This is a genomic window from Methylobacterium sp. AC832 (genome assembly GCF_979256025.1).
In genome coordinates this window covers 1-21,218 of record NZ_CEEDMV010000015.1, presented here as the reverse complement: position 1 = coordinate 21,218, position 21,218 = coordinate 1, and the positions used below count along the sequence as shown (strand labels likewise).

Sequence of the window (21,218 nt, the reverse complement as noted above, 5' to 3'; positions counted from 1 at the left end):
GATATTTGACATGGAATTTTTTTTCGTATCTGATGCAGCAGATATCTCTAACGACGGATATACCGTGAAGCTCGATTTGCACTATGGGAATGCCGTAACAGGCACACAACGATTCGGTCGCCCCGAACTAGAAGGCCGCTTTCTACGGGCTCTAACAAATAGCTCTGGTATAAAGATGTTCGGCTTACGCCGAATTGGGAAGTCAACACTTCGTCTTTTTGCAGCAGAGTATTTTGCGAAAAACAACGTACCCTATGCATACATTGACTGCCAAGGATTGCATTCCTTAAATGATCTGCTAGCCAAATTATCGGCTGCCATGCCTAAAGAAAACGGCTTTATGTCTAAAGCCTTGGGTTTAATGACTACCGGGCCCGTTACGACGGCCCTTGACGCTCTATCTAAAGGAACTCCGTACGAAGAAAAAGTTCTATCCGCATATTGGCAGATGATATCGGAAGCGATCAAAAAAGCCTTAAGGGGCGGTGGACCGAAACCAGTACTGTTGATTGACGAATTTTCATATCTAATTGACAATATGATCAGGCGTAATGAACAACAAGGCAGGGAAGATGCAGACAAATTACTAGCTTCACTGCGGGAATGGCGCGGTGAAGGAATGACTATGTTGCTAACGGGATCGATAGGTTTAACCGGTCTGGCGCGAAAGTATGGACTTAACGTTGAGCATCTAAACGATCTTCAGCCATTTACCATTCCAGAACTTACGTCTGAGGAAGCAGAAAAATTTATTATTCAGGCAACGAGCCAATCTTCAAAGGGGACATGGACTCCTGAGCATACGACGGAATTTCTAAGTCAATCCGGAGTGTTTTATCCCTGTTTTTTAGTAAGAGGACTTTTGGAAATAGGTGTAGATAATCCCACCAACCCAAGCAATTTTGCTGAAATCTTTTCGGAACGCGTAAGGCCGCATTTACACCAGGATTTTTACAACCAGTTTGATCGACGCTTTAATTCTTATGCAGACCTACCAGATGATCAACAGAAAAAACTGATATTACCCGCATTAAAAGCGGTTATGGAAGCTAAACCAAGCTGTTCAAGTTCTGAAATCACAAGTCAAGAACCGTTTACACAAGTCGACCTTGCGCTAGCACTCACAATGCTAGCAGAAGACGGGTTTGTGCACTTTACCGAGAATGCAGACGGTGAACGCTTCTGGAAACCTGCTTCACGCCTAGCGGCACTTTGGTGGAAACGGTCAAGGCTTTGGGCATGAGCACACAAAATCCAAAACCTATAATAGTTCGCACTTTCATGACGCACGACATGAAGGACGATGATATAGCTGCTTTATCTACCGGAAGAGATCCCGAATTTCAAAGGATAATGGGAGCAATCAACCGCTCACTAAAAGTGTCGCCTGGTGTACTTCAGCATGTAGTGCTGTATGGTGCTCGTGGATTTGGCAAGTCTTTCATGACGCGTCGCGTCCAGATAGAAGTATCCAAACTTTCTTATGAAAAAAAGAAGATATTATTTATTCTATTTCCCGAAGAACAGCATAACTTGCAGCGTAGTCCATACGCTTTTATTGAAAATATTACGATTAATATAAAAAATATTGATGGTAAAGGGGATGAAATATTTGAAGATTCATTATTTCAATGGCCAAAACCTGGAGAGAATGCTCGCCGCTGGGATGAGGCAGTTTCAAACCTAGAAAAAACAATTGATGAAGCTTTATCCGAAAAAAGTATCTTAGTTATTGTTGTAGTTGAAAATTTTGATCTGCTTCTTTCAACCCTATTTAAAGACCAAACTGACGAACAGCGATTAAGGCTTTGGCTAGATCGAACCAACAATCGCGTTATGCTCATAGCTACCGCAACCGGCACCGTTGATCTTGATTATGATCGACCACTCTTCCATGCATTTGAGTCGGTTAGACTTTCTCCATGGTCCGCATCAGACTGTACAAACTATTTCAATCGTCAACGTGAGTATGAAGGTCGGCCGCTCCTCGATAATTCGCAAGCTGCAAAGGCCCGAGCAATTGCCGACTTTATAGGGGGAACACCTCGTCTAGCTCAGCTACTTGCCGAAGTTATTGATACGCAGGATGCTCTAACTGTCGCTCAAACAATGTCGGCTCTAGCCGATAAGCTTGCTGAGTATTATAGAAGGCGTATCGAAGACTTGCCACCTTTGTCACGAGGCCTGTTGGACGCATTAATCCGGGGAGGAGAACCTGCTTCACAAACGCAACTAGCCGTCCGAGTGGGCGCTGGAGGACAAAGTGATATAGCGCGCACTATGTCGGAGCTGCAACGCGCTGACATCATTCGAGGACGATCATCCCCTAATAGTCGAGAAGTACTGTATAGTGTTGTAGATCGAGTTTTCGTCCATTATTATCGCCTTCGACAGGGTAGCCGTGTTGCATATAGTACTCCACTTGCAACAATATTGGATTTTCTCCGAAGCTTTTATTCTCGGGATGAGCAACGTTTTCAAGGTCTAAAGCATCTTGAAGCTGGGCGTCCTGCGGAAGCTGGGCTTTTTAGTAAGTTAGCTCTAGAGGGTGAACCTCAGATAGACACCCATTTCACAAGCAACTACATGTTCCGCTTGCAACAATACATTTACAAATCCTCGGATTTCTCAGAGATTGATGTCGAAGCCATTTCTGCGTCGATTAAAGAAAATGCGGCAAGTGCGTATGATAAAATTCGAGGTATTCCTATAGTATCAGAAGTTCATCAAGCTGTTTATACGTCCCTTAAAGCTCAAGCTCTCTATCATCTTGGCCATACTGAAAAAGTAGAGCCAGAACTTAAAAATGTAATAAATTCCATGAGTAATGGTGAAGCTAAAGTAATAATAGCAATAGAACTAGCGATGTATTATTATTTTACCGCAAATAATCTAGATGCTTGTAAGGAAATCTGCGGCGGTATCTTAGATCTAGAGAAAGTACCGCTTCCTCCTCGGATGTTTTTACTGGCGTTTCCTCTCGTTTGCCGGGTGATTTTGAGAAATACTGAGTATGAAAAACTTTACACCATTTCGCATGAAGCAGAGGGATTAGCTTGGAAACTCGATTGGACGAGGAGTGCTATTTTGGCGATGTGCTACCAAGCGTCCGCCCTCAATCATCTAAATCGGTATGAAGAGGCATACGAGGTTAGTGGGCAAGCAGCTAGCCGTTCATTTACTGAAGGATACGATATTGAAGAAATCACTGCGCTTCGTCAGAAAGTTACGGCGCTTGGTAATTTGAAGAGAACAGAAGATATTGTTACGACCTTGTCGCGAATGTCTCAGATATCGAATAAAATTGGACAAATTGAAAGTGAAATAGAAGCCAATCAGCTGCTTGCTTCCGCTCTAAACCATATAGGTGATGTTAATGCCGCACTTGAAATAGCAAATAGGACGGTTCAGCTATCGCGGAAGGAAGGGTTGAGAGGTGAAGAAGCTAGAGCTCTAAGAATTGCCGCTTACTGTTTAACGAATCTAAATCGATATGAAGAAGCAATATTTATGAGTAAGGAGGCAATTAATATTGCTCAAGATTTAAATGATAATGATGAGGAAGTTATTGCTCTTAATAATCTTGCTTATCTTCTTGGGCAGACTGGAAATTATATAGAAGCCCTTGAGGTAGCTGATCGAGCGACGTTCATTGCTCAAACCATAGGGGACAAACGTGAGGAGGCGGTAAGCCGGAGACAAGCTGCTTTCGCCTTGAGTGTTCTAGATAGAGATGTTGAAGCGATTGAAGCCGCTAATAGATGCTATGAGATTTCCATTGAAATTGGGGATCTTAGAGAAGCTTCATTGGCCTTACAGCGGGCCGCTCTGTCAGTGGCGTATCTGGGTCGGCATGAAGAAGCAATAGAGCTTAATACGCGGTCGGCCGTTCTTGCGAGCGAAGCGGGAGAACTAAGTGATGAGGCCTCTGCGCTTCGACAAACCGCGTTTATTTTGAACCGGATAGAAAAGCCGGATGAAGGTCTTAAGCTGGCGCAGAAGGCCGTAGAACTGGCGCAGCAGTGTGCCGATAATAAAGAGATTGCACAGTCTTTAATGGTTTCGGCAGACTCATTAACTAGAATGCAAAGGTATGATGATGCATTAGAGGCTGCGCATCGAGCTTTGCATATCTCTAAGGTAAATCATGACGAGATTGACCAAGCATCCAGTTTGGAAAGGATAAGTGCTACGTTACTTCAGCGGGGAAATATGCAGGAGGCGTGGGACGCCATTGAAGAAGCAGGTAAGATTTTTATTAACCAAAATAATATTGTAATGAGTGCTTGGTTGCATACTGCTGCCGACATTGCTTGCCAGGTTCCTCAGCCAAATATTGTAAAATTATTTATGGGGTGGTTGGATAATGTAATTAATACTACAAATGAATTTAATTTGGCTGATGATACCTCATTTAGCTGGATATTTGTTGCGGCCGGAATATCTGGAAGATTAAAAGAACTTGATTTATTGGTAGAGAAGCACGGAGAAAGACTTGCGAATCTGGTTAAATCTTTCTGGTTTAGTAGTGCTCATGGGCGATATATAGCTCGCTTTGCTGCCGAGCGAGGTAGGGCTGCTGCATATGAACTCATATCAGAGTTGTTGCCCCGAATTGATCGGTTCATTGGAAGTGTTCCCGGTGAATACCAAGATAAAACTTGGCTTGCTGATATTCTTGTTGGTTTTGCAGCAGTATGCCGTGATCCAGGTCTAATGCGGGATGTCGCCAGCTTACTGGAAAGCTCAAAATATCCACAGGCGGAGGTTAGTGCTTCATTGCTCAGAGGAATCGCTAGTTTTGATGAAAATGGGGCAGATGAGAGATATTTGGTTCTCCTAGATCCGGACGTTGCTACTCTAATACGCAAAATCCGAGATATGCCGGAGACGAGTTCTGCCATAAAACGGAAAGGTCGTATGAAAAAAGCTAAGAAAGCTTTTTCTTAGATGCTGGCTGGAGCGTGCGTTATGGTGCGCTGCCCACCTGTTCTTAGGAACGGCAATCTCTAGCTCAACTATGATCCGGAATGTGAGTTAGACGCTGAGCGGTGGCACATGCTGTGCAGGTTGCACCACGCCTAGCAACGCTCAGCGTGCCCCCGCGACCCGGCGCCTTGTTGCCGACGCAGAAGCCTCGGCCCGTTAAGACAGCTTCCCGGCCGGCCTGGTTTCAGTAGCAGGCTGGCCGCTAGGCGAGCCTCATCCTGCCGGATCGCGACGTGCGCCCGTCGCCACCACCTTCGTCCTGGCGTCGGGCAGCGGGCGCTGTAGCTCAAGGGCGATCTCGGTCGGTGCCTCAAGCCACGTCCGCCACTCCTCCGGTGTCGTCAGCAGGACCGGCATGGCCTTCGGATGGACCGGCCCAACGATGCCATTCGCATCGCAGGTGAGGAACGAGAACAACCGGTGCTCGGCCTCCTCGCGGTCGGGGTTCTCGGCCTTGGTGCCACGCACGCCGGTCCAGGGACGCCAGATGCCGGCAAAGGCGAATACCGGCCGCTCGTCATCGAGAGCGAACCACGTCGGCGTCTTCTTCGGCTTGGTGTCCGCGTACTCGCTGAAGGAGGACACGGGGACGAGGCAGCGGTATTCCGGCTTGAGCCAGGGCCGCCAATGCGGGCTCTTCACGTTGCGAACGTTGGTGACGGGATGCTCGCCGTACTGCTTCGGGCCGGGGATGCCCCAACGGAACATCTCAAGGGCCCGCCTACCGTCCTCGATCCGCACGATGGGCGCCATCTAGTCGGGAAAGATGCTGGGCAATCTTGGAAGGTTGCCGGCGCGGTCCTCGCCCACGCCAAAGGCCTTGCGGATCTCCGCCTGTGAGGTGATGAGGCTGTAGAGGTTGCACATCGCTCACGTCCTCAAGGAGCCGCAGGCTGCTCTCGCACCGAGATTGCCACGCATCCCGCTCGGCCCGAACCTCGACCAACTCACGGCGTAACGCCTCGATCTCGGCATGCAGCTCGCCGGCATCGGGCTTGTCGCAAACGCGATTGCCCGGACGTTTACCCCGCGTTGACCATACGACCTGCATGGCGCCTCGGATTTCGGAGGCTGCCTATGATCCTGTTTGCCATCGCTGCGAAACTGAAGCAGCGCGCCAAGAGCGACTTCAAGGGCCGGCACTACGAGGCCGCGCTCATCGTCCAGGCTGTCTCATGGTATCTGCGCTACCCGCTGAGCTACCGTGATATCGAGGAGCTGTTTCTCGAGCGCGGCTTGGAGGTGGACCACAGCACCCTGAACCGCTGGGTCCTGGCCTACGCGCCGCTGATCGAGAAGCGGCTACGCCAGTTCCGCCGGCCGCACTGCGGCTCAGTCCGGATCGACGAGACCTACATCAAGGTCCGCGGTGAGTGGCGCTATCTGTACAGAGCCGTCGACAAGCACGGCTATCCCGTTGATTTCCTGCTGACCGCCAACCGCGACCTCGACGCTGCCAAGCGCTTCTTCCGCAAGATGCTCTCGGCCGAACCTCTCTTCGCTCCGGACCGGATCGGCACCGATGGCGCTGGCACCTACCCGCCGGCCATCGCCGAGAGCCGCAAGGAGGGCCTACTACCTCGCGCGCCAGTTCACTACGTCACCAAGCACCTACAACAGGGCATTGAGAGCGACCACTTTCGCGTCAAACGGGCCATGCCGCGCGTGGGTGGCTTTCGCTCGTTCAGCACGGCTCGGCGCACCATCCAGGGCTTCGAGGCCATGCTGTGGCTACGCAAGGGCTTTGGGTTTGCCGGCGCGTGGACCGTCCGCGAGCAGAACCGGCTGCTCGGGGTCTGCTTCGGACTTCAGGCGGTTAACAAAACCTGAAAGCGAGGCGGTTCTAGCCTCTGCTGCGGCCAAAGGCACGGCTTGCGACACGCCCCCTCCGTGGCCCGCGGATTCCCTTCCCCGGCCGAGGACAGCCTGGGAAAACCCGCTCGACTTCAACGAGCTGGTCGGCGCCCGCCTGCTGTCCGTGTTAGCGGTGCGCGTCGCCGGAGAGAGTATGATCGGCGCCGGACTGTTTCCCGGTGACGTGGCGGTGGTCGACAAGGCAAAAACGCCCACACACGGCTGCATCGTCGTCGCCTGCCTCAACGGCGAGTTCACGATGAAGCGCTTTCTCAAAAAGCGCGGCCGGATCGTGCTGCACCCGGAAAACCCCGCCTTCCCCGACATCGAGGTGCCCGACGAGGCCGAGTTCGAGGTGTGGGGCGTCATCACCCATTCGTTCCGGCGGTTCTAGGCATTGTCTTCGACGCTGATTGGCAGGCAACCGAATCGTTCGACATCGATGCGGTCTCCGACGAGGAGGCCCTGTTCCTTGCACGACAGCGGGCCGGCACGAGCCCGTTTGAACTCCTAGACGGAATGTCCGTGCTGGGGCGGTTCACCTATGAAGGTGCCGGCGACAGCGCCTGAAAGTTCGGTCATCCGCTCTTAGCCTGCGCCCGGCACTCAGCCAGCTCCCGCCGCAGTGCCTCGATTTCAGCGTGAAGCTCGCCGGCATCCACTGCCAACTCGACGCACTGGTCCTGGACCTCCGCGAGCTGGGCACGCAACTCGGCATTCTCAGTCGCCAGGGTAAGCAGAAGCAGGGTGTCGGAAACGGCTGGCCTCCCTCGGGTCGAGCGGGCCGTGGGCGTCGCCGATGAGGGTTAGCGTTGACTTAACAGCCCCGCCCGGCCGACATGCCATGTCCGGCCGCACATCGTCCAAGCGAGTCGTGAGCCGGCATCAGGAGAAATCACCGCCGCGAGATAGACCCTGAAACGACTACGGCCCCCCTGTCGCCAAACAGGAGGGCCGCGAAATCGAGATGGCCTGTGGAGGCCCGGTTCAATCCCCCACAAGCCATAAGACGCCCTCGGGAGTCAAGCGGGAACGCCAATTCCCGCATCGAGAAGTCGTGCCTTGTGCCTGCCGCGGCCCGAGAGGGTTGGGGACGATGTTCGCTGACGAAATCCGGCGCTCGGTAGAGGCGGCGCCGAGATCCAGGCTGCCCGACGTGGCGGCGGTGATGTGGCGCGCCTACGGGGCCGGCCAGATCAGCGAGACAGAGGCCGAGGCCCTGTCCGCCCTGATCGAGGCGCGGAAGGCTCTACCAGCCACGCCAGCAGCCCCCAGGAGGCCTGTAGGCTCGCGGCCACGCTCAGATGCCAGCATGGAGCGCCGTCGCCGCTGGGCGGCCTCTGGTAGACTTCCGCCGGGCATCGCGGCCCGGTTCACGCTGGCCGAGACCGCCGTTCTCGCCATCGTGTCGGCCGAGACCGCCCGCCGTGGCGATTGCCGGATGTACGTCGATCACATCGCAGCGGTGGCAGGCGTGTCCCGCTCCACCGTGAAGACCGCAATCCGGCAAGCCAGGACGCTCGGCCTCATCACCGTCGAGGAGCGACCGCAGACCGCCTTCCGCAACTTGTCGAACGTTGTGCGGATCGTCTCGAAGGAATGGACAGCCTGGCTGCGTCTCGCCCGCACCCTCCCGGCCAGAGGGGGAGGGGTCAATTCCTCGACCAGCACGAATACTCAGGGTCTAGAACTGCGGGAAAAGCGGCCAGCGGAGGCCCAAAAAGGGCTGCCGGGGACCAGCGGTTGGCCTCGGCCAGAGAGACCGCAAAGGAATCGGCGCGAGCGGCAGGAGGCGTGACGCCATGCGGTGACGACATGCAGCCGGACGGTATGACGAACGTAGCCTCGGCCCTATCAACTCTCTCACTGGGCTTGGCATCGCCCACGATGCAGCCGCGCTTTGCCGCTATCTAAGGCTCTCTGATGAAGGTCATTTTCGTTTCGATAGGTAGCCACGGCGATGTCCTACCGTTCATAGGGCTTGCCGCTGAAATGCACCGACGCTCCTTCAATGTCCTCCTTGCTGCACCAGGACATTTTGAGACTCTAGCGACGCAAGCGCGACTGCCGTTTCACCCCCTTGGCAGCCAAGCTGATTACGATGAGGCCATCGCCGACCCGGACCTTTGGCATCCTCGCAAAGGGGCGGCACTGCTGCTTCAGTACGCGTTGAAACTGATGCCGGTCGTCGACGCCTTCCTAGGTCAGGAGGCGGAACGGGGTCCGATCCTGGTGGTCGCCTCAACACTCAGCTTAGGCGCACGTATCGCTCAGGATCGCCTTGGGCTCGACGTGATCACGGTTCACCTCGCTCCTTTCATCTTTCGGAGCCGGCATGCACCTCCCATCATCCCAGGAGTGCCGCTTCCCCGTTGGCTCCCAAATGGTCTCAAGCACTCAATCCAGCTTGGAGCCGAAAAATACGTGCTCAATCCCGTCTCTCTTCCCGCGGTCAACGCATATAGGGCTGAGTTCAATCTGCCTGCTGTGGATCGATTGAGGACATGGTGGCACTCGCCTCAGCGCATCATCCTCATGGTCCCAAGCTGGTTCGCCCCGCCACAGGATGACTGGCCACATCGCACAGTCCAGACCGGATTTCCTCGCGTCGACACCTTCGGCGATGCCGGTACGCTGTTACCATCGCTTGCTGCGTTCGTAGAAGGCGGTGAGCCTCCCTTGGTCTTCACCTACGGCTCCGCGATGAGACAGGCAGGGCGTTTTTTCGAGACGGCCGTCGCCATCTGTAGGCGGATGGGACGTCGCGGTGTTCTCCTGGCGCCTCAGAACGGCCAGATCCCCGACGATCTACCGGCCAGCGTGTTCAGGGCGGCCTACGCCCCTCTCAGTGCACTGCTCCCATATTCTGCCGCGCTGATCCATCATGGCGGGATTGGCACTGTCGCGGAGGGGCTAGCTGCTGGCGTTCCGCAGCTCCTCGTACCAGTCGCCTTCGATCATTTCGACGAGGGAGAGCGTCTTCGTCGTCTTGGGGTAGGTATGACGCTCTCACGCAGACGCTTCACACCCTCTCGCGCCAGCCGATGCCTCAATACGCTTCTCCATTCTCCAACCGTTGCGGAGGCTTGCAAAGAGGCGAAGGAACGAACTGCCCAAGAGAACGGCATAAAGGTCTGTTGCGGCATTATTGAGCGGTTCTCGAAACGGAGAACAAGCTCGCGCGCTGACTAAGTTTGATCTCTGGCAGCTAACTTCGACCTCATAACCAGCGGTGGCTTCAAGACGAAATCGGCGACTTCCCAGATCCTCTGTCAGGATCTGGTCCTACCGCTTTTCAAACGCTGCAGGGTGCGGACGGTCTCCTGATCGAACTGGGCTTCAGTGAGTTCGCCGGCATCGACACGTCGAGCGAGTTGGGTGCGGTACTCCATCGCTGCTTCTTGCTCCGCACTCAAGGGTACGTTCGATCGTGCCGCCGCTCTCGTACGCTCCGCCCACTCGGTATAGGTGATACGTTTGGCATCACGGTCGGCTTTGAGCCGCGATATGTCCTCTTGCACAACAGCAGTCGGCAATGGCCCCGGAGCCGTTGCCTGGCATGCACTTAGGCCGACCGAAGCGACCAGGATTGCGACGATGCAGTGGTTCATAAGAAAGTTCCCCTCGCCACTGAGCTAGAACAATTCTTAACGGCCCGTCGAGAACTAAACGGCAACACATCAGTACCGCCGCTTCAGCAGGCTCCAGAACCGCTGCGCATCGAACGGCTGCGGCTGGCCGCCGATCGGACCCAGCATGTCGGGGAACTGCGCCGGCTGCGGTTGGGCCTGTGCGGCAGGCTGTGCGCCTATCGCGGGAGATCCACCGTCCATCACGGCCTGAAGGAAGCTGGCTGCGTTGAACGAGGGAGAGGCGGCCGGGGTCTCGCTCGGCATCTGCATCGTAGCCGCTGGCCGAGCCGAAGCCTGCGGACCTGACACGCCGAACTGGCCCGAAGCCGCGCCCGGCATCGTCATCGTTGGCGCTTGGTCCCCGACCTTCCTCGCTGCCCAGCCCATTAGGTCGCCGGCCGTCATCGGCTTCACTCGTCGATGGCACAAGGCTTCGCGCCTATCGCACAGCTCCGTCCTGCTACCTTACGGCACATCCGGCAAGTTCTCTTCGGCGCGTTCCCCCGTGGACACCATTATGGGGGAGACGGGCATGGCGCGGGTAGCAGTCGTCACGGGAGGCAGTGCCGGCATCGGTCTGGCCACCGCGGAAGCTCTGGCCCGCAAAGGATGGTCGGTTGCGATCGTGGCTCGCGACGCCGAACGATTGAAGGGAGCCGCTAGCCTCCTGCAGCGCTACGGCGGAAGGGTGCTGACGATCAGTGCCGATGTCGCGGACGCTGCCGCAGTCGATGCGGCTGCTGATCAGGTTGAGCGAGATCTGGGGGCCATCGCAGCATGGGTCAACAATGCCATGTCGACCGTGGTGGCCCCGGCCGACCAGATTACCGCCGCTGAGTACGCCCGCGTCACCGCTACGACTTATCTCAGTCAGGTCCACGGTACTCTCGCCGCATTGCGCCACATGAAACCGCGTGGCCGGGGTGCGATCATCCAGGTCTCTTCTGGCCTCGCCATCCGTGCGGCCCCGCTCCAGGCCGCCTATTGCGGCGCCAAATTCGCCGTGAGCGGCTTCACCGACGCCTTGCGTTCCGAGCTGATCGCCGATCGCGTCGCCGTCTCCCTGTCCGTCGTCTACCTGCCAGCGGTGAACACCCCGCAATTTGGCTGGTCACGGAACCACACGGGACGTCAGCAGGTCGCCCCGGACCCTGTCTTCGATCCTCGCCTCTGCGCCAACGCGATCGTCCACGCGATTGAGCATCCGTCCCGCGAGGTCTGGGTTGGACGCAGCACGCTGATGATGACCCTCGCCCAGGCCGTGGCCCCGAGCTACGCGGATAGGAAAGCGAGCGAAATGCGCGACGCCCAACTCGGCGAACCGATCCCCGAAAGGATGGGAAATCTCGGTGCGCCGGTGCCAGGCCCCGCCGCAATCGATGGCCGTGCGACGGACCGGGTCGTCTCGACGCGGACCGAGTTCTTCACCAGCCGCCAGCGGGACGCCTTTCTGCTGGCCGCGACAGGCGGGGTAGTTGCTTTGTCGGCTCTTTTGCCACGGCTGGGTCGGTTTCGGCGGTAGAAACAGCACCACATGCCGACCCGTCATCCAGGCGGTGATGAAGGCCGAGGCCGAGGTCTATTCTAGACGTCACGCCCGACCCGAATAGTAGGCACGAGAGGAACGCGAGCGCTATGCCGACACGGTGCGGTGGGCGCTCGCGCATGTCGCTCCCGGCACAACAGACACACAACGACAGAGACCACGTTGTCACATGACCGCGTGACAACGTGGTCACTCGCCACGGTTCAACGCATCGAAGTCTCGGCCGTGGGCCTTCAGCACAAGTCGGAGCCCTTCGAGATAGAGATCGTGGGGCTTGCAGTCCTGAGCCGCCGCGATCTCGCGCAGGGCTTTGAACACCTTCGGGTGCGCGTAGACCGAGGCGTGAGGCTTCTCGAACCGGACGCGGCGCTTGTAACCATCGGGTCCAACCTCCGCTTCATCACGGGCGATGGGGCGACGAGCCGCAACGTTGTCAGGTTCCACGTTATCACGTTCCGCCGTGGCCGCGTTGTGACGTGGCAACGTGGTAACGTTGGAAGGTAGTAGAGCCTTGGCCGCGATTTGGGCTAGCTGGTCGTTGATCGAGGGGCGGGGCTTCTTAGGCATTCGTCGCTCCGAGCTGTGCCTTCACCCATTGCCAGAGGAGGCGGATTTCAACAGCGGCCTTACCGCGAGGAGCTATTTCGGTGACGCCCTGCCCCACCGTCATCGCATCGAGGAAGTCCGAGCGGGTTGCGACCATCGACGGGGCGAGAGCGCCAGTGCTGACGAGCGCCGTCGCCGCATCGAGCGTGCGGCCCTGGGTCGTCGGATTGCACTGATTCATCACGAAGGCGAACCGCCGGCCTAAGAGACGAAGCTGTTCGACTGTGGGGCGCGCCGCCTCAACATCGAGGATTGAGGGTTTCACCGGCAGGATGCAGAGATCCGCGTCCTGCAGGACCAGGGCGACGCCGGCACTGAATAGGCCGGGGGTGTCCACGACGAGCAGCGTCACCCTCCCCTCGGCCTTCAGTTTGGCAACCGCCGCCTTGTAGCCGCTGGGCTCGACGGCCTGGACGGATAGGTCATCGCTGCCCCGCCGCCCGGCCCATCCCGCCAGCGATTTCTGCTGATCCGTATCGAGGACCGCGACAACCTCGCCATCCTGCGCCGCCGCGACGGCAAGCGATGCGGCTAGGGTGCTTTTGCCCGAGCCGCCCTTCTGAGTGGTGAGTGTGAGGATGCGCATGGTCGCCGGTATCACATGCCATCCATGACTCGCCAGTTACCACGCAGGAACTTTTACCGTCGCCACGTGACAGCGTGACCACGTGGTTCGAAACGTCTAGTGGGCCTCAGATTTGCTGTTTTAAGGTATCGTGCAGCAGCTGCACCTCCTTGAAGGTCATCGCTTGGCTGCTCCACGTGTCACCGCTGTGGATGCTAAAGGCGTTCTCGAAACGGCTGTGACCTTGGCCGTGGTAGAACCCTAGGATCTTCTCCGACCCATCGGGACCGTCCTGCTCGATGCGGTAGTAGGGTTGGGCCCCGGTACCCTCACGGCCGATGCGAACACGGAGCCCCGGCGTCTGCCATCCATGATCCCGCATGCTGCCGTAGACACCGGCGACATACTTGAATGGGTTTCTAAGCTTTTGGCTTCCCAGCTTCCCCATCAGGTCGGGGATCGTGACGTCCATTGGAAGCTCGCTGTCTTTCGCCATTCCACCCTTCCTGCTGCAAGGCTCGCATCACGCCTGAGCCATTTTTCGTCCATCATCGCATGCCGCCACGCATCTCAAAGAGGCTCCCTAAAATTGCACAGCAACGTGACCACGTGACCACGTGGCTGATGACATTCTTGTCTGGGTACTCTAGTGTCTGATAAGAAGACATTACCGGACATCAGAACGCAGCATGAAGACAAAATCACCTCGCCTCTCGTTCTCGCACGCCGGGCAGGACTTTGTCGTCAAAGCTCGGCCGACAGAGGAAGGCATCGAGGCCCGCGGGTTCTGGAACGCTCGCTCGAAAGCAAGGACGCGGTTCTTCGTCTTGGTGCCCACTGAGGCCGGGCAAGCCAGCCGGACCAACCCGGTGCAGGCAGCTATGAAACTCGTACGGGATCAGATCATCGCTGCGATTGATGCCGGTGAGCCGCTTGTTGATGAGACTCAGCCTTGAGAACAGAAGTCGCCCACGTCGCCTCGACCGAAATTCAGGCGTTCGCTGATCGCGCCCGTGATTATGCCGAGGCGTCCCGGTCCCCGAACACGCGCCGCGCCTATGATAGCGACGTGCGGGCCTTCACCCTTTGGTGCGCGGAGAAGGGGGCCCCGGCATTGCCGGCTCACCCGTCCGTGGTCTTGTCCTACCTGATTGACCACGCAGCCACGTTGAAAGTTACCACGTTACAACGTCACCTCGCCGCGATCCGAGAAAGCCATGCCGCCGCCGGCTACGTCCTCGACACGACGGGCCTCGCGTTCCGGGACGCATGGCGCGGCATCAAGCGGACCCACGGCCAGCCCGCAGCCAAAAAGCGTCCTCTGATGACGGTCGACCTGCGCAAGGCGGTGGTGATGTTGCCCGACACCCTCGCAGGCGTCCGCGACCGCGCTCTGCTTCTCGTCGGGTTCGCCGCGGCGCTCCGGCGCTCTGAACTCGCGAACCTGGAGATTACCCCCAGGGCAGGGCGCGCATGGTTGGAGGAGACCGGCGACGGGCTGGTGGTTCACCTCGGCCGGTCGAAGACGGATCAGCAGGGGGAGGGGGTCGAGATCGGGATACCTTACGGCGCCAACCCCGAGACGTGCCCCGTCCGAAACTACCGAGCGTGGCTTCATGCGTCAGGTATGAAGGACGGCCCCGCCTTCCGCGCCATTAACCGGCACGGCCAGATCGCCGCCGCCGCCGTCACGGATCGCACTGTGGCCCGGATCGTCCAGCGTTCGGTAGAAGCCGCCGCGTTGGCGGGTGGCGCTACCCCCGAGGATGCAGCTCGACTGGCGGCAGCTTATTCCGGGCACTCCTTGAGGGCCGGCCTCGCCACGTCAGCCGCCGCGAACGATGCGCCCGGCTACGCGATCCAGAAGCAGCTCAGACACAAGCGCTTCGACACCACATCGGGCTACATCCGCAGCGGGCAGCTATTCAAACAGAACCCCGCCGGGATGGCGGGGCTGTAGATCGTTTCGTTACAATTCCTTCTGGGCCGTGAAGGCTTGGCGTCACGCCGGGGTTCAGCCCCGACGGCTCATGCCGCCACCTGCCATTCCCTCGCAGCAACAGCCGCCCTTCTTACCCTTTATGTTCATCCCCGCCATGCCACCTTTGGCGCACATTCCGGCCTTGCCCTTGCTGCCGCTACAACAGCCCATTGCAAGGGCAGGAGCGGCGCTCAGGAGCATGAGGGCAGCGGCGGTTGCGATCAGCTTCTTCATAGGGTGATTTCCTTCTATAGATCGGTGTCCTCTTAGCATTGCAGCGCTTCACGAAGCCAAAGTCGGCCGCCACGTTTTTAAAGCGCCACCACGTAGACGGCGACGAGCACGGCGGCGGTGATGACGTTGCCCCGGCCGACCTCGTGGCCGGCCCGCTTCAGGAGGTTGCAGCGCCAGCGGCGGCCTGGCTGAGGAATCGGGCAATGTCGGCATGACCGAGGGACACGGCGGCGCGCTGAGTGAGACGGAGTTTCATCGGGTGATTTCCTGCTGAGAGATTTTGCGATCGGTGTCGGAGCCACGGAGCTAGACGACCTGGCTGCCGTGGTGCTGTTCGGGTGCGCCGAGGGACGGTTCAGCGTCGGCGCCGTCCTCAGCGTTCTCGTCGCCGTCGAGGCCGTCGAGGATGGCAATCAGCCGGTCGGCGGCGTCCATGGCCGCGAGGGTTGCGGCCTCGATCTTGGCGCGGATCATCGCCGGGGAGGGGCGGGGCGAGCGCGCCACGGTGGGGCGCTTCGGGCGGAAGGTGTGGACGTTGCTCATGGCTCAGGCCACCGCCTGCGGGTCGAGATGGTCGATGATGGAGAGGCATAGGCCGACGAAGGAGCCGGAACCCCTACAGTCCATCCCATCGTCCAGATTGAGCGCTAGCCGCGCAGCCTGCGCCTTCACCCGTAGGTCGGAGCCGGACAGCGCGGGCGCCGCGTTGATCGCCTCCCGGAACTGCCAATGCTGCTCGAACAGAGGAGCGTCTAAAACCTCGTCGTCTCCTCGATTGGTTATGTGGCGTGCCTACGGAGCCGGTCAGATCAGCGAGACGGAGGCCGAGGCCCTGTCCGCCCTGATCGAGGCGAGGAAGGCTCTGCCGACCCCGCCAGCAGCCCCCAGGAGGCCCGTGGGCTCGCGGCCACGCTCAGATGCCAGCATGGAGCGCCGTCGCCGCTGGGCGGCCTCTGGTAGACTTCCGCCGGGCATCGCGGCCCGGTTCACGCTGGCCGAGACCGCCGTTCTCGCCATCGTGTCAGCCGAGACCGCCCGCCGTGGCGATTGCCGGATGTACGTCGACCACATCGCAGCCGTGGCAGGCGTGTCCCGCTCCACCGTGAAGACCGCGATCCGGCAGGCCAGGACGCTCGGCCTCATCACCGTCGAGGAACGGCCGCAGACTGCCTTCCGCAACCTCTCGAACGTCGTGCGGATCGTCTCGAAGGAATGGACCGCCTGGCTACGTCTCGCCCGCTCTGGCGGCATAGGGGTCAATTTCTCGACCAGCACGAATACTCAGGGTCTAGAACTGCGGGGAAAACGGCCAGCGGAGGCCAAGAAAGGGCTGCCGAAGACCGGCGGTTTGCCTCGACCAGAGAGACCGCACAGGAATCGGCGTGACCGGCAGGAGGCGTGACGCCATGCGGTGAGGGTATGTGGCCGGACGATATGACGAACGCCTGCCCAGCTGACCGCAGAATTACGACCACGGCGCAGAGCCATAGGGCATTGATTGAGGGCTGGAGCCCAATTTGAACCGTGATCAGTCCACGAATTCCAACACTAAGAACAGGCACATCGCGAAGAACAGGAGAGCGAGGGCGCACACGTCCAGCATGGCCCAATGATAGGCCGGATCTTCAGGGCGCTCCTTAACCTGTCTGTTGGCGGTACGTCTCAAGCGTGGCCATTAACAAATCATGCCTATGAGCTAGCGTGTTGCTATTTAGCATCATCTAAGCGAAGCATTTCTTTGCCCCGTTCCTCTCGTTGAGAGAGTTCCTGACCTACCTGCCACAAGAGAGCACGGGTCAGAGCAATCATCGCAGGTGTACCTACATCGATGACAGCCTCATGCGCGGCCAAGCAAGCCTCGGCCATGGAATTGAAACGCTCGTCGTCTTCCATTCTTCACGAGCCCCCTGTCCGACATCTATCTATCTCAAGTTACTAAGTTGCAAAAATTATCCGAGAATCAACCCTCGTTTTCTCCACGAGGCCGTGATTTGATTGACACTTGAAAAGTAGGTAACTCGATTGCGCGCAATCGGAGGTATCGATGCCTGAGGTGGATGCTTCTGAGTACGTCACTGGCCGAAAGGCAGCCCTGTTAGACAAGCTCGCTACAGCACTAGATTGCCCGGTTTCCGCGTTCTCCGAACCTTCACTAGGTGATCCGACTCAGACAGCCGAGCTATTGCGGCTTTGGGCCATGATTGAGGATGAGCAAAACCGCCTGAATGTCCTGAGTTTCATCAGCAGCCTTGCTCATGAAACCGACGTTCGGCAGAGCCGCTGACGTTCGAGCGCCATCTGCAACCTGTCCAGGGACACAGAAACCTGCCGTTCCAGCAGGGTCGCATTCACGCCGGTAGCTCATGAGGTTCGTCGCGGGTGGCGAAGGCCATGCGGTGAGGAAATGCGGCCGTTCGACAAGCCGGACGACGCCATTCGGCTCATCCTTTGATGTAAATCCACTTGTGGCTGGCTGTTCAGGGGCGGGATCAAACGTCGCTCAACGCTGGTTTATTTCCTGCTGGCCGAACAGTCAGGCGGGCACACGCAGCTCAGGAGGGGAACCATGGCAGACGATAAGCAGAAGCCATCTCAGGTCGATGCGACGCCCGAAGCTGGATCTACAGCAGCCAAGCCGCCAAAGCCGGACGAGCATCCGAAAACCGCAGAAACCGAAGCACAGCCTGATAAGCCAGTGTCCAATCAGGACGATGATCTGTAGCGGCGGACGAGGAGGTCAACCGTGTCTTTTCCTCAGCGATCGCCTTCAGCGGTCAGCCAGGAAGGGCGTCACGCTCGCGATCGTGGCGACCCTAGCAGCGCCAATCCTTACCCCCCAGACACCGAGGAGCATGCCACCTGGAAACGGGGTTGGGAAATGCCCGACCGAGAGATCGGGCAGGAGAAAGCCAAGGGCGATCAGGAGTGAGAGTTTAGCCCATCACCTGTCAAATTAATCTGGATAGGTTCTTCCGCGCCTTGGGTTTGCCCCGCCCTCAAGCCCACCACTGTACGAACGAGCTGCAGCACGTCGCGGCGCAGTTGATCGCTCTCGATCGCGGCATAGGCACGAAGCAGATCGACAGCGCCGGCCTCGCGGAGGAAGCCGAAGGCATCGTTGTGCTCCTCGGCTTCATGATCGCCGAACAGGGTAGACATCGGCACTTCGAGGAACTGAGCGATCTGCTGCAGCCGGCCGCTGCTGATGCGGTTCGCTCCTTTTTCGTATTTCTGGATCTGCTGAAACGTGACGCCGACGTGCTGGCCCAGCTCAGTCTGCGACAATCCCTTCGCCTTTCGCAGCGTTGCGATGCGTAGGCCGACGGTACGATCAACGTCTGTCGCGGATTTTACAGTCACAGTGGCCACCCACTATATTAAGTAATGATTAAGTATGATGACATTCCAAATGAGAGCCAATGCGTATTTATCTTCGCAACATAGGGAATCGGCACTCGGCTGATACGCTGTAAATCCCCAGTGTTGCAAGATCGCACTATCGCTGCTGACGCTTTCGAGGCTCTGTGTCGTTCAAATTCATCGCACGGGCCAACGACTTCCATGTTCAAGAAGCTTCTCCTCGCCACTGCGGCCACCGCTCTCCTGGCTGGCGCCGCTTCGGCCGCCGACCTTCCCCGTCGCGCCGCTCCCCCGGTCTTCGTGCCGGTGCCGGTGTTCACCTGGACGGGTGCCTACTTCGGTATCAACGCCGGTTACGGCTTCGACGCCGGCAGCAACAGCGACCGCTACGCCCTGCCGGGTGGTTCGGTGCTGAACTCCTTCACCCGCACCCCGGTGGTCGTCTCCACCAACGGCGGCAACGACCTCGAAGGCTTCGTCGGCGGTGGTCAGGTCGGCTACAACTACCAGTTCACCCCGGGTTCGGGCGTCGTCGTCGGTCTTGAGGCAGACGCCCAGTACACCGACTTCGGCAACAAGAGCCGCACCGTGACCGGCACCATCAGCCCTGTCGCCGGCGCTCTCAACAGCCCCGTCGGTGTCCACGTCCCGGGCAATGAGATGAACTTCTTCGGTACCGTTCGCGGCCGCGTTGGTTACGCGTTCGATCGCGTCCTGTTCTACGGCACCGGCGGCTTTGCCTACGGCGACGGTGGCACGGGTGGCGACGACTTCCGCACCGGCTACACCGCTGGTGGTGGTATCGAGTACGCGATGCCTACCGACTCGTTCTTCAACTTCTTCAAGTCGTCGGCTGTGACGCTGAAGGTCGAAGGCCTGTACGTGAACCTCGAGAACGAAGGCCGGGCCGGCAATCGCTCGGTGTTCAACCCAGCCACCAACGTTCTTACGCTCAGCCGTTCGGTCACCGCTCGTGAGAGCGAGTTCGCCGTCGTCCGCGCCGGCCTGAACTACAAGTTCGGATCTTACTAAGGCGCTTCGCCTTATATCCTCTGACTGAGCATCCCCAGCCCGATCCAGCCGGCCGCTCGGCCAACAGACGCCCTAGGAGCCTCTCCTGGGGCGTTTTTCGTATGGGCATCAATCCTGGTCATGCCGATGAGTGGATGTGGCTGGCCAGTAGGGCGGATGCGCGCATCGCGATGGCTTGGGTTGGCTCGCACACACTCTCGCCGAACTTCAGGAGGATCGTGGCTGCGGTGCGGGGCCTATGCCGCTGCACGCCGGAGTGAGCACGCCTATGATCAAAATCCTGACGGCGATCCTGTCGGTCTTCGTGGTCCTGGCGCTGGGCGCCTGCCTCACGGTTGTGACGCTTCCGTTCCGAGCCGTCCGCGGCCTCGTGCGCAGTCGAGCCGTGCCTGCATGAAGCGGGTCTTTCTCCCGCACCTTAACGGTTTGTTGCCGACGTCCGGTTAGGAAGTCTCAATCTTTTGAGGATCTTCCCATGCGCGTGCTGCTGATTGAGGACGACGCTTCGATCGCAGCGAGCATCGAACTGATGCTCAAGTCGGAGAGCTTCAACACCTACACGACGGATCTCGGCGAGGAAGGTATCGACCTCGGCAAGCTCTACGACTACGACATCATCCTTCTCGACCTCACCCTCCCCGACATGTCGGGCTACGAGGTGCTCCGCAATCTGCGCGTGGCGAAGGTCAAGACGCCGATCCTGATCCTCTCCGGCATGGCCAGCATCGAGGACAAGGTGAAGGGCCTCGGCTTCGGAGCCGACGATTACCTCACCAAGCCCTTCCACAAGGACGAGCTGGTCGCCCGCATCCACGCGATCGTCCGCCGCTCGAAGGGCCATGCCCAATCGGTCATCACCACCGGCGACCTGACCGTGAACCTCGACGAGAAGATGGTGGCCATTGCTGGCAACCGGGTGAACCTCACCGGAAAGGAGTACCAGATCCTGGAACTCCTCGCTTTGCGGAAGGGCACGACCCTCACGAAAGAGATGTTCCTCAACCACCTCTATGGCGGCATGGACGAGCCCGAGTTGAAGATCATCGACGTCTTCATCTGCAAGCTGCGTAAGAAGCTGGCCAACGCCTCCTCCGGCAAGAACTACATCGAGACCGTCTGGGGCCGCGGGTACGTCCTGCGCGATGGCGTAGCCGAGATGCAGGCCTTGGCCGGTTAGAGGATGTCACACCCGCTTCGATAGCAGCGCAAGGAAGCTTTGAGCTGTAAGAGGGAGGGGCGTTCCAGCCCCGTTGGGGTGGATCATATCAACCGCAAGTCGGCCCCGTTGCGGTAGTGGCTTGGGTGCTGACTTCCCGGTGTCGCTCTCCCTAATCGGTAGCTACTAGAGCGGCATCCGATCAGGTTGGATCGAAAGCATCGTAGCCTGCGGCCACGAGGTAGTTGCGGCACTCATTCGGT

At 58.3% G+C, this 21,218-nt stretch carries 24 protein-coding genes; 15 read left to right on the top strand and 9 right to left on the bottom strand.

All coding sequences use genetic code 11. From position 1 onward, the window contains the following. The first annotated feature begins 10 nt into the window (after positions 1 to 10). The gene (locus tag AC0IXR_RS24590; protein ID WP_471762539.1) at positions 11 to 1,243 is read left to right on the top strand and encodes a hypothetical protein; all 1,233 of its coding nucleotides are present in this window, start codon (positions 11 to 13) and stop codon (positions 1,241 to 1,243) included. A 50-nt stretch (positions 1,244 to 1,293) separates the two neighbouring features. Beyond that, positions 1,294 to 4,950: a hypothetical protein gene (locus AC0IXR_RS24585; protein ID WP_471762538.1), complete on the top strand. Its 3,657-nt coding sequence runs from the start codon at positions 1,294 to 1,296 to the stop codon at positions 4,948 to 4,950. Between the two features lie 252 nt (positions 4,951 to 5,202). Here AC0IXR_RS24585 and AC0IXR_RS24580 read toward each other — a convergent pair whose 3' ends face one another. Further along, positions 5,203 to 5,742 carry an SOS response-associated peptidase gene (locus AC0IXR_RS24580; protein WP_471762537.1) on the bottom strand — a complete coding sequence of 180 codons (540 nt, stop codon included), beginning with the start codon at positions 5,740 to 5,742 and terminating at the stop codon, positions 5,203 to 5,205. A 324-nt stretch (positions 5,743 to 6,066) separates the two neighbouring features. Here AC0IXR_RS24580 and AC0IXR_RS24575 point away from each other — a divergent pair, with 324 nt between their 5' ends. From AC0IXR_RS24575 to AC0IXR_RS24560, 4 genes are all read left to right on the top strand, one after another. Beyond that, positions 6,067 to 6,819 carry an IS6 family transposase gene (locus AC0IXR_RS24575; RefSeq protein WP_471762536.1) on the top strand — a complete coding sequence of 251 codons (753 nt, stop codon included), beginning with the start codon at positions 6,067 to 6,069 and terminating at the stop codon, positions 6,817 to 6,819. A 178-nt stretch (positions 6,820 to 6,997) separates the two neighbouring features. Continuing rightward, a complete protein-coding gene (locus AC0IXR_RS24570; RefSeq protein ID WP_471762535.1) occupies positions 6,998 to 7,237 on the top strand; it encodes a LexA family protein in 240 nt (79 codons plus the stop codon). A gap of 702 nt (positions 7,238 to 7,939) precedes the next feature. Beyond that, complete coding sequence (locus AC0IXR_RS24565) at positions 7,940 to 8,641, top strand: hypothetical protein (RefSeq protein WP_471762534.1); 702 nt, start codon at positions 7,940 to 7,942, stop codon at positions 8,639 to 8,641. A 125-nt stretch (positions 8,642 to 8,766) separates the two neighbouring features. Next, positions 8,767 to 10,035 carry a glycosyltransferase gene (locus AC0IXR_RS24560; RefSeq protein ID WP_471762533.1) on the top strand — a complete coding sequence of 423 codons (1,269 nt, stop codon included), beginning with the start codon at positions 8,767 to 8,769 and terminating at the stop codon, positions 10,033 to 10,035. 488 nt (positions 10,036 to 10,523) lie between these two features. Here AC0IXR_RS24560 and AC0IXR_RS24555 read toward each other — a convergent pair whose 3' ends face one another. Further along, entirely contained in the window at positions 10,524 to 10,880 is a 357-nt protein-coding gene (locus AC0IXR_RS24555; RefSeq protein ID WP_471762532.1) for a hypothetical protein, read from the bottom strand. A 127-nt stretch (positions 10,881 to 11,007) separates the two neighbouring features. Between AC0IXR_RS24555 and AC0IXR_RS24550 the strand changes: the two genes are divergently transcribed. Further along, positions 11,008 to 11,997 carry an SDR family oxidoreductase gene (locus tag AC0IXR_RS24550; RefSeq protein ID WP_471762531.1) on the top strand — a complete coding sequence of 330 codons (990 nt, stop codon included), beginning with the start codon at positions 11,008 to 11,010 and terminating at the stop codon, positions 11,995 to 11,997. A 213-nt stretch (positions 11,998 to 12,210) separates the two neighbouring features. On the opposite strand, the gene AC0IXR_RS24545 is transcribed toward AC0IXR_RS24550, so the two are convergent. The 3 genes from AC0IXR_RS24545 to AC0IXR_RS24535 form a co-directional block, all read right to left on the bottom strand. After that, positions 12,211 to 12,588, bottom strand: a complete 378-nt coding sequence (locus AC0IXR_RS24545) for a hypothetical protein (protein WP_471762530.1) — start codon at positions 12,586 to 12,588, stop codon at positions 12,211 to 12,213. After that, positions 12,581 to 13,213, bottom strand: coding sequence for a nucleotide-binding protein (locus AC0IXR_RS24540; RefSeq protein WP_471762529.1), 633 nt, complete (start codon positions 13,211 to 13,213; stop codon positions 12,581 to 12,583). The genes AC0IXR_RS24545 and AC0IXR_RS24540 overlap by 8 nt, the downstream gene beginning before the upstream one ends. A gap of 106 nt (positions 13,214 to 13,319) precedes the next feature. Then, a complete protein-coding gene (locus tag AC0IXR_RS24535) occupies positions 13,320 to 13,688 on the bottom strand; it encodes a hypothetical protein (RefSeq protein WP_471762528.1) in 369 nt (122 codons plus the stop codon). Positions 13,689 to 13,881: 193 nt separating this feature from the next. Between AC0IXR_RS24535 and AC0IXR_RS24530 the strand changes: the two genes are divergently transcribed. Both AC0IXR_RS24530 and AC0IXR_RS24525 read left to right on the top strand, forming a co-directional pair. Further along, positions 13,882 to 14,148, top strand: coding sequence for a hypothetical protein (locus tag AC0IXR_RS24530; RefSeq protein ID WP_471762527.1), 267 nt, complete (start codon positions 13,882 to 13,884; stop codon positions 14,146 to 14,148). Further along, positions 14,145 to 15,152 (top strand): site-specific integrase, encoded by a 1,008-nt coding sequence (locus AC0IXR_RS24525; protein WP_471762526.1) that lies wholly within the window; start codon positions 14,145 to 14,147, stop codon positions 15,150 to 15,152. The genes AC0IXR_RS24530 and AC0IXR_RS24525 overlap by 4 nt, the downstream gene beginning before the upstream one ends. Before the next feature lie 54 nt (positions 15,153 to 15,206). Here AC0IXR_RS24525 and AC0IXR_RS24520 read toward each other — a convergent pair whose 3' ends face one another. Both AC0IXR_RS24520 and AC0IXR_RS24515 read right to left on the bottom strand, forming a co-directional pair. Then, entirely contained in the window at positions 15,207 to 15,407 is a 201-nt protein-coding gene (locus AC0IXR_RS24520; protein WP_056454389.1) for a hypothetical protein, read from the bottom strand. Between the two features lie 306 nt (positions 15,408 to 15,713). Then, complete coding sequence (locus AC0IXR_RS24515; protein WP_471762525.1) at positions 15,714 to 15,950, bottom strand: hypothetical protein; 237 nt, start codon at positions 15,948 to 15,950, stop codon at positions 15,714 to 15,716. Positions 15,951 to 16,188: 238 nt separating this feature from the next. Here AC0IXR_RS24515 and AC0IXR_RS24510 point away from each other — a divergent pair, with 238 nt between their 5' ends. Continuing rightward, the gene (locus AC0IXR_RS24510) at positions 16,189 to 16,809 is read left to right on the top strand and encodes a helix-turn-helix domain-containing protein (RefSeq protein ID WP_471762523.1); all 621 of its coding nucleotides are present in this window, start codon (positions 16,189 to 16,191) and stop codon (positions 16,807 to 16,809) included. A 305-nt stretch (positions 16,810 to 17,114) separates the two neighbouring features. Here the strand turns inward: AC0IXR_RS24510 and AC0IXR_RS24505 are convergent, their stop codons facing one another. Then, positions 17,115 to 17,300 carry a hypothetical protein gene (locus tag AC0IXR_RS24505; RefSeq protein WP_471762522.1) on the bottom strand — a complete coding sequence of 62 codons (186 nt, stop codon included), beginning with the start codon at positions 17,298 to 17,300 and terminating at the stop codon, positions 17,115 to 17,117. Positions 17,301 to 17,451: 151 nt separating this feature from the next. Here AC0IXR_RS24505 and AC0IXR_RS24500 point away from each other — a divergent pair, with 151 nt between their 5' ends. Together AC0IXR_RS24500 and AC0IXR_RS24495 are read left to right on the top strand one after the other, a co-directional pair. Further along, the gene (locus AC0IXR_RS24500) at positions 17,452 to 17,691 is read left to right on the top strand and encodes a hypothetical protein (protein WP_471762521.1); all 240 of its coding nucleotides are present in this window, start codon (positions 17,452 to 17,454) and stop codon (positions 17,689 to 17,691) included. A gap of 282 nt (positions 17,692 to 17,973) precedes the next feature. Then, positions 17,974 to 18,129: a hypothetical protein gene (locus AC0IXR_RS24495; protein WP_471762520.1), complete on the top strand. Its 156-nt coding sequence runs from the start codon at positions 17,974 to 17,976 to the stop codon at positions 18,127 to 18,129. A 197-nt stretch (positions 18,130 to 18,326) separates the two neighbouring features. Here AC0IXR_RS24495 and AC0IXR_RS24490 read toward each other — a convergent pair whose 3' ends face one another. Continuing rightward, the gene (locus AC0IXR_RS24490; RefSeq protein ID WP_471762545.1) at positions 18,327 to 18,767 is read right to left on the bottom strand and encodes a helix-turn-helix domain-containing protein; all 441 of its coding nucleotides are present in this window, start codon (positions 18,765 to 18,767) and stop codon (positions 18,327 to 18,329) included. Between the two features lie 201 nt (positions 18,768 to 18,968). Here AC0IXR_RS24490 and AC0IXR_RS24485 point away from each other — a divergent pair, with 201 nt between their 5' ends. The 3 genes from AC0IXR_RS24485 (at position 18,969) to ctrA (ending at position 20,976) form a co-directional block, all read left to right on the top strand. Continuing rightward, positions 18,969 to 19,799: an outer membrane protein gene (locus AC0IXR_RS24485; protein ID WP_471762518.1), complete on the top strand. Its 831-nt coding sequence runs from the start codon at positions 18,969 to 18,971 to the stop codon at positions 19,797 to 19,799. A gap of 268 nt (positions 19,800 to 20,067) precedes the next feature. Next, positions 20,068 to 20,196 (top strand): hypothetical protein, encoded by a 129-nt coding sequence (locus AC0IXR_RS24480; RefSeq protein WP_471762517.1) that lies wholly within the window; start codon positions 20,068 to 20,070, stop codon positions 20,194 to 20,196. 78 nt (positions 20,197 to 20,274) lie between these two features. Continuing rightward, on the top strand, positions 20,275 to 20,976 hold the full coding sequence (gene ctrA, locus AC0IXR_RS24475; RefSeq protein WP_471762516.1) for a response regulator transcription factor CtrA: 702 nt from the start codon (positions 20,275 to 20,277) through the stop codon (positions 20,974 to 20,976). The last annotated feature ends 242 nt before the right edge of the window (positions 20,977 to 21,218 follow it).

Excerpts from the sequence above, each read along its gene's own strand:
- AC0IXR_RS24590 (WP_471762539.1), top strand. The coding sequence starts at position 11 with ATGGAATTTTTTTTCGTATCTGATGCAGCAGATATCTCTAACGACGGA.
- AC0IXR_RS24585 (WP_471762538.1), top strand. The coding sequence starts at position 1,294 with ATGAAGGACGATGATATAGCTGCTTTATCTACCGGAAGAGATCCCGAA.
- AC0IXR_RS24580 (WP_471762537.1), bottom strand. The coding sequence starts at position 5,742 with ATGGCGCCCATCGTGCGGATCGAGGACGGTAGGCGGGCCCTTGAGATG.
- AC0IXR_RS24575 (WP_471762536.1), top strand. The coding sequence starts at position 6,067 with ATGATCCTGTTTGCCATCGCTGCGAAACTGAAGCAGCGCGCCAAGAGC.
- AC0IXR_RS24570 (WP_471762535.1), top strand. The coding sequence starts at position 6,998 with ATGATCGGCGCCGGACTGTTTCCCGGTGACGTGGCGGTGGTCGACAAG.
- AC0IXR_RS24565 (WP_471762534.1), top strand. The coding sequence starts at position 7,940 with ATGTTCGCTGACGAAATCCGGCGCTCGGTAGAGGCGGCGCCGAGATCC.
- AC0IXR_RS24560 (WP_471762533.1), top strand. The coding sequence starts at position 8,767 with ATGAAGGTCATTTTCGTTTCGATAGGTAGCCACGGCGATGTCCTACCG.
- AC0IXR_RS24555 (WP_471762532.1), bottom strand. The coding sequence starts at position 10,880 with ATGACGGCCGGCGACCTAATGGGCTGGGCAGCGAGGAAGGTCGGGGAC.
- AC0IXR_RS24550 (WP_471762531.1), top strand. The coding sequence starts at position 11,008 with ATGGCGCGGGTAGCAGTCGTCACGGGAGGCAGTGCCGGCATCGGTCTG.
- AC0IXR_RS24545 (WP_471762530.1), bottom strand. The coding sequence starts at position 12,588 with ATGCCTAAGAAGCCCCGCCCCTCGATCAACGACCAGCTAGCCCAAATC.
- AC0IXR_RS24540 (WP_471762529.1), bottom strand. The coding sequence starts at position 13,213 with ATGCGCATCCTCACACTCACCACTCAGAAGGGCGGCTCGGGCAAAAGC.
- AC0IXR_RS24535 (WP_471762528.1), bottom strand. The coding sequence starts at position 13,688 with ATGGCGAAAGACAGCGAGCTTCCAATGGACGTCACGATCCCCGACCTG.
- AC0IXR_RS24530 (WP_471762527.1), top strand. The coding sequence starts at position 13,882 with ATGAAGACAAAATCACCTCGCCTCTCGTTCTCGCACGCCGGGCAGGAC.
- AC0IXR_RS24520 (WP_056454389.1), bottom strand. The coding sequence starts at position 15,407 with ATGAAGAAGCTGATCGCAACCGCCGCTGCCCTCATGCTCCTGAGCGCC.
- AC0IXR_RS24515 (WP_471762525.1), bottom strand. The coding sequence starts at position 15,950 with ATGAGCAACGTCCACACCTTCCGCCCGAAGCGCCCCACCGTGGCGCGC.
- AC0IXR_RS24510 (WP_471762523.1), top strand. The coding sequence starts at position 16,189 with ATGTGGCGTGCCTACGGAGCCGGTCAGATCAGCGAGACGGAGGCCGAG.
- AC0IXR_RS24505 (WP_471762522.1), bottom strand. The coding sequence starts at position 17,300 with ATGGAAGACGACGAGCGTTTCAATTCCATGGCCGAGGCTTGCTTGGCC.
- AC0IXR_RS24500 (WP_471762521.1), top strand. The coding sequence starts at position 17,452 with ATGCCTGAGGTGGATGCTTCTGAGTACGTCACTGGCCGAAAGGCAGCC.
- AC0IXR_RS24495 (WP_471762520.1), top strand. The coding sequence starts at position 17,974 with ATGGCAGACGATAAGCAGAAGCCATCTCAGGTCGATGCGACGCCCGAA.
- AC0IXR_RS24485 (WP_471762518.1), top strand. The coding sequence starts at position 18,969 with ATGTTCAAGAAGCTTCTCCTCGCCACTGCGGCCACCGCTCTCCTGGCT.
- AC0IXR_RS24480 (WP_471762517.1), top strand. The coding sequence starts at position 20,068 with ATGATCAAAATCCTGACGGCGATCCTGTCGGTCTTCGTGGTCCTGGCG.
- ctrA (WP_471762516.1), top strand. The coding sequence starts at position 20,275 with ATGCGCGTGCTGCTGATTGAGGACGACGCTTCGATCGCAGCGAGCATC.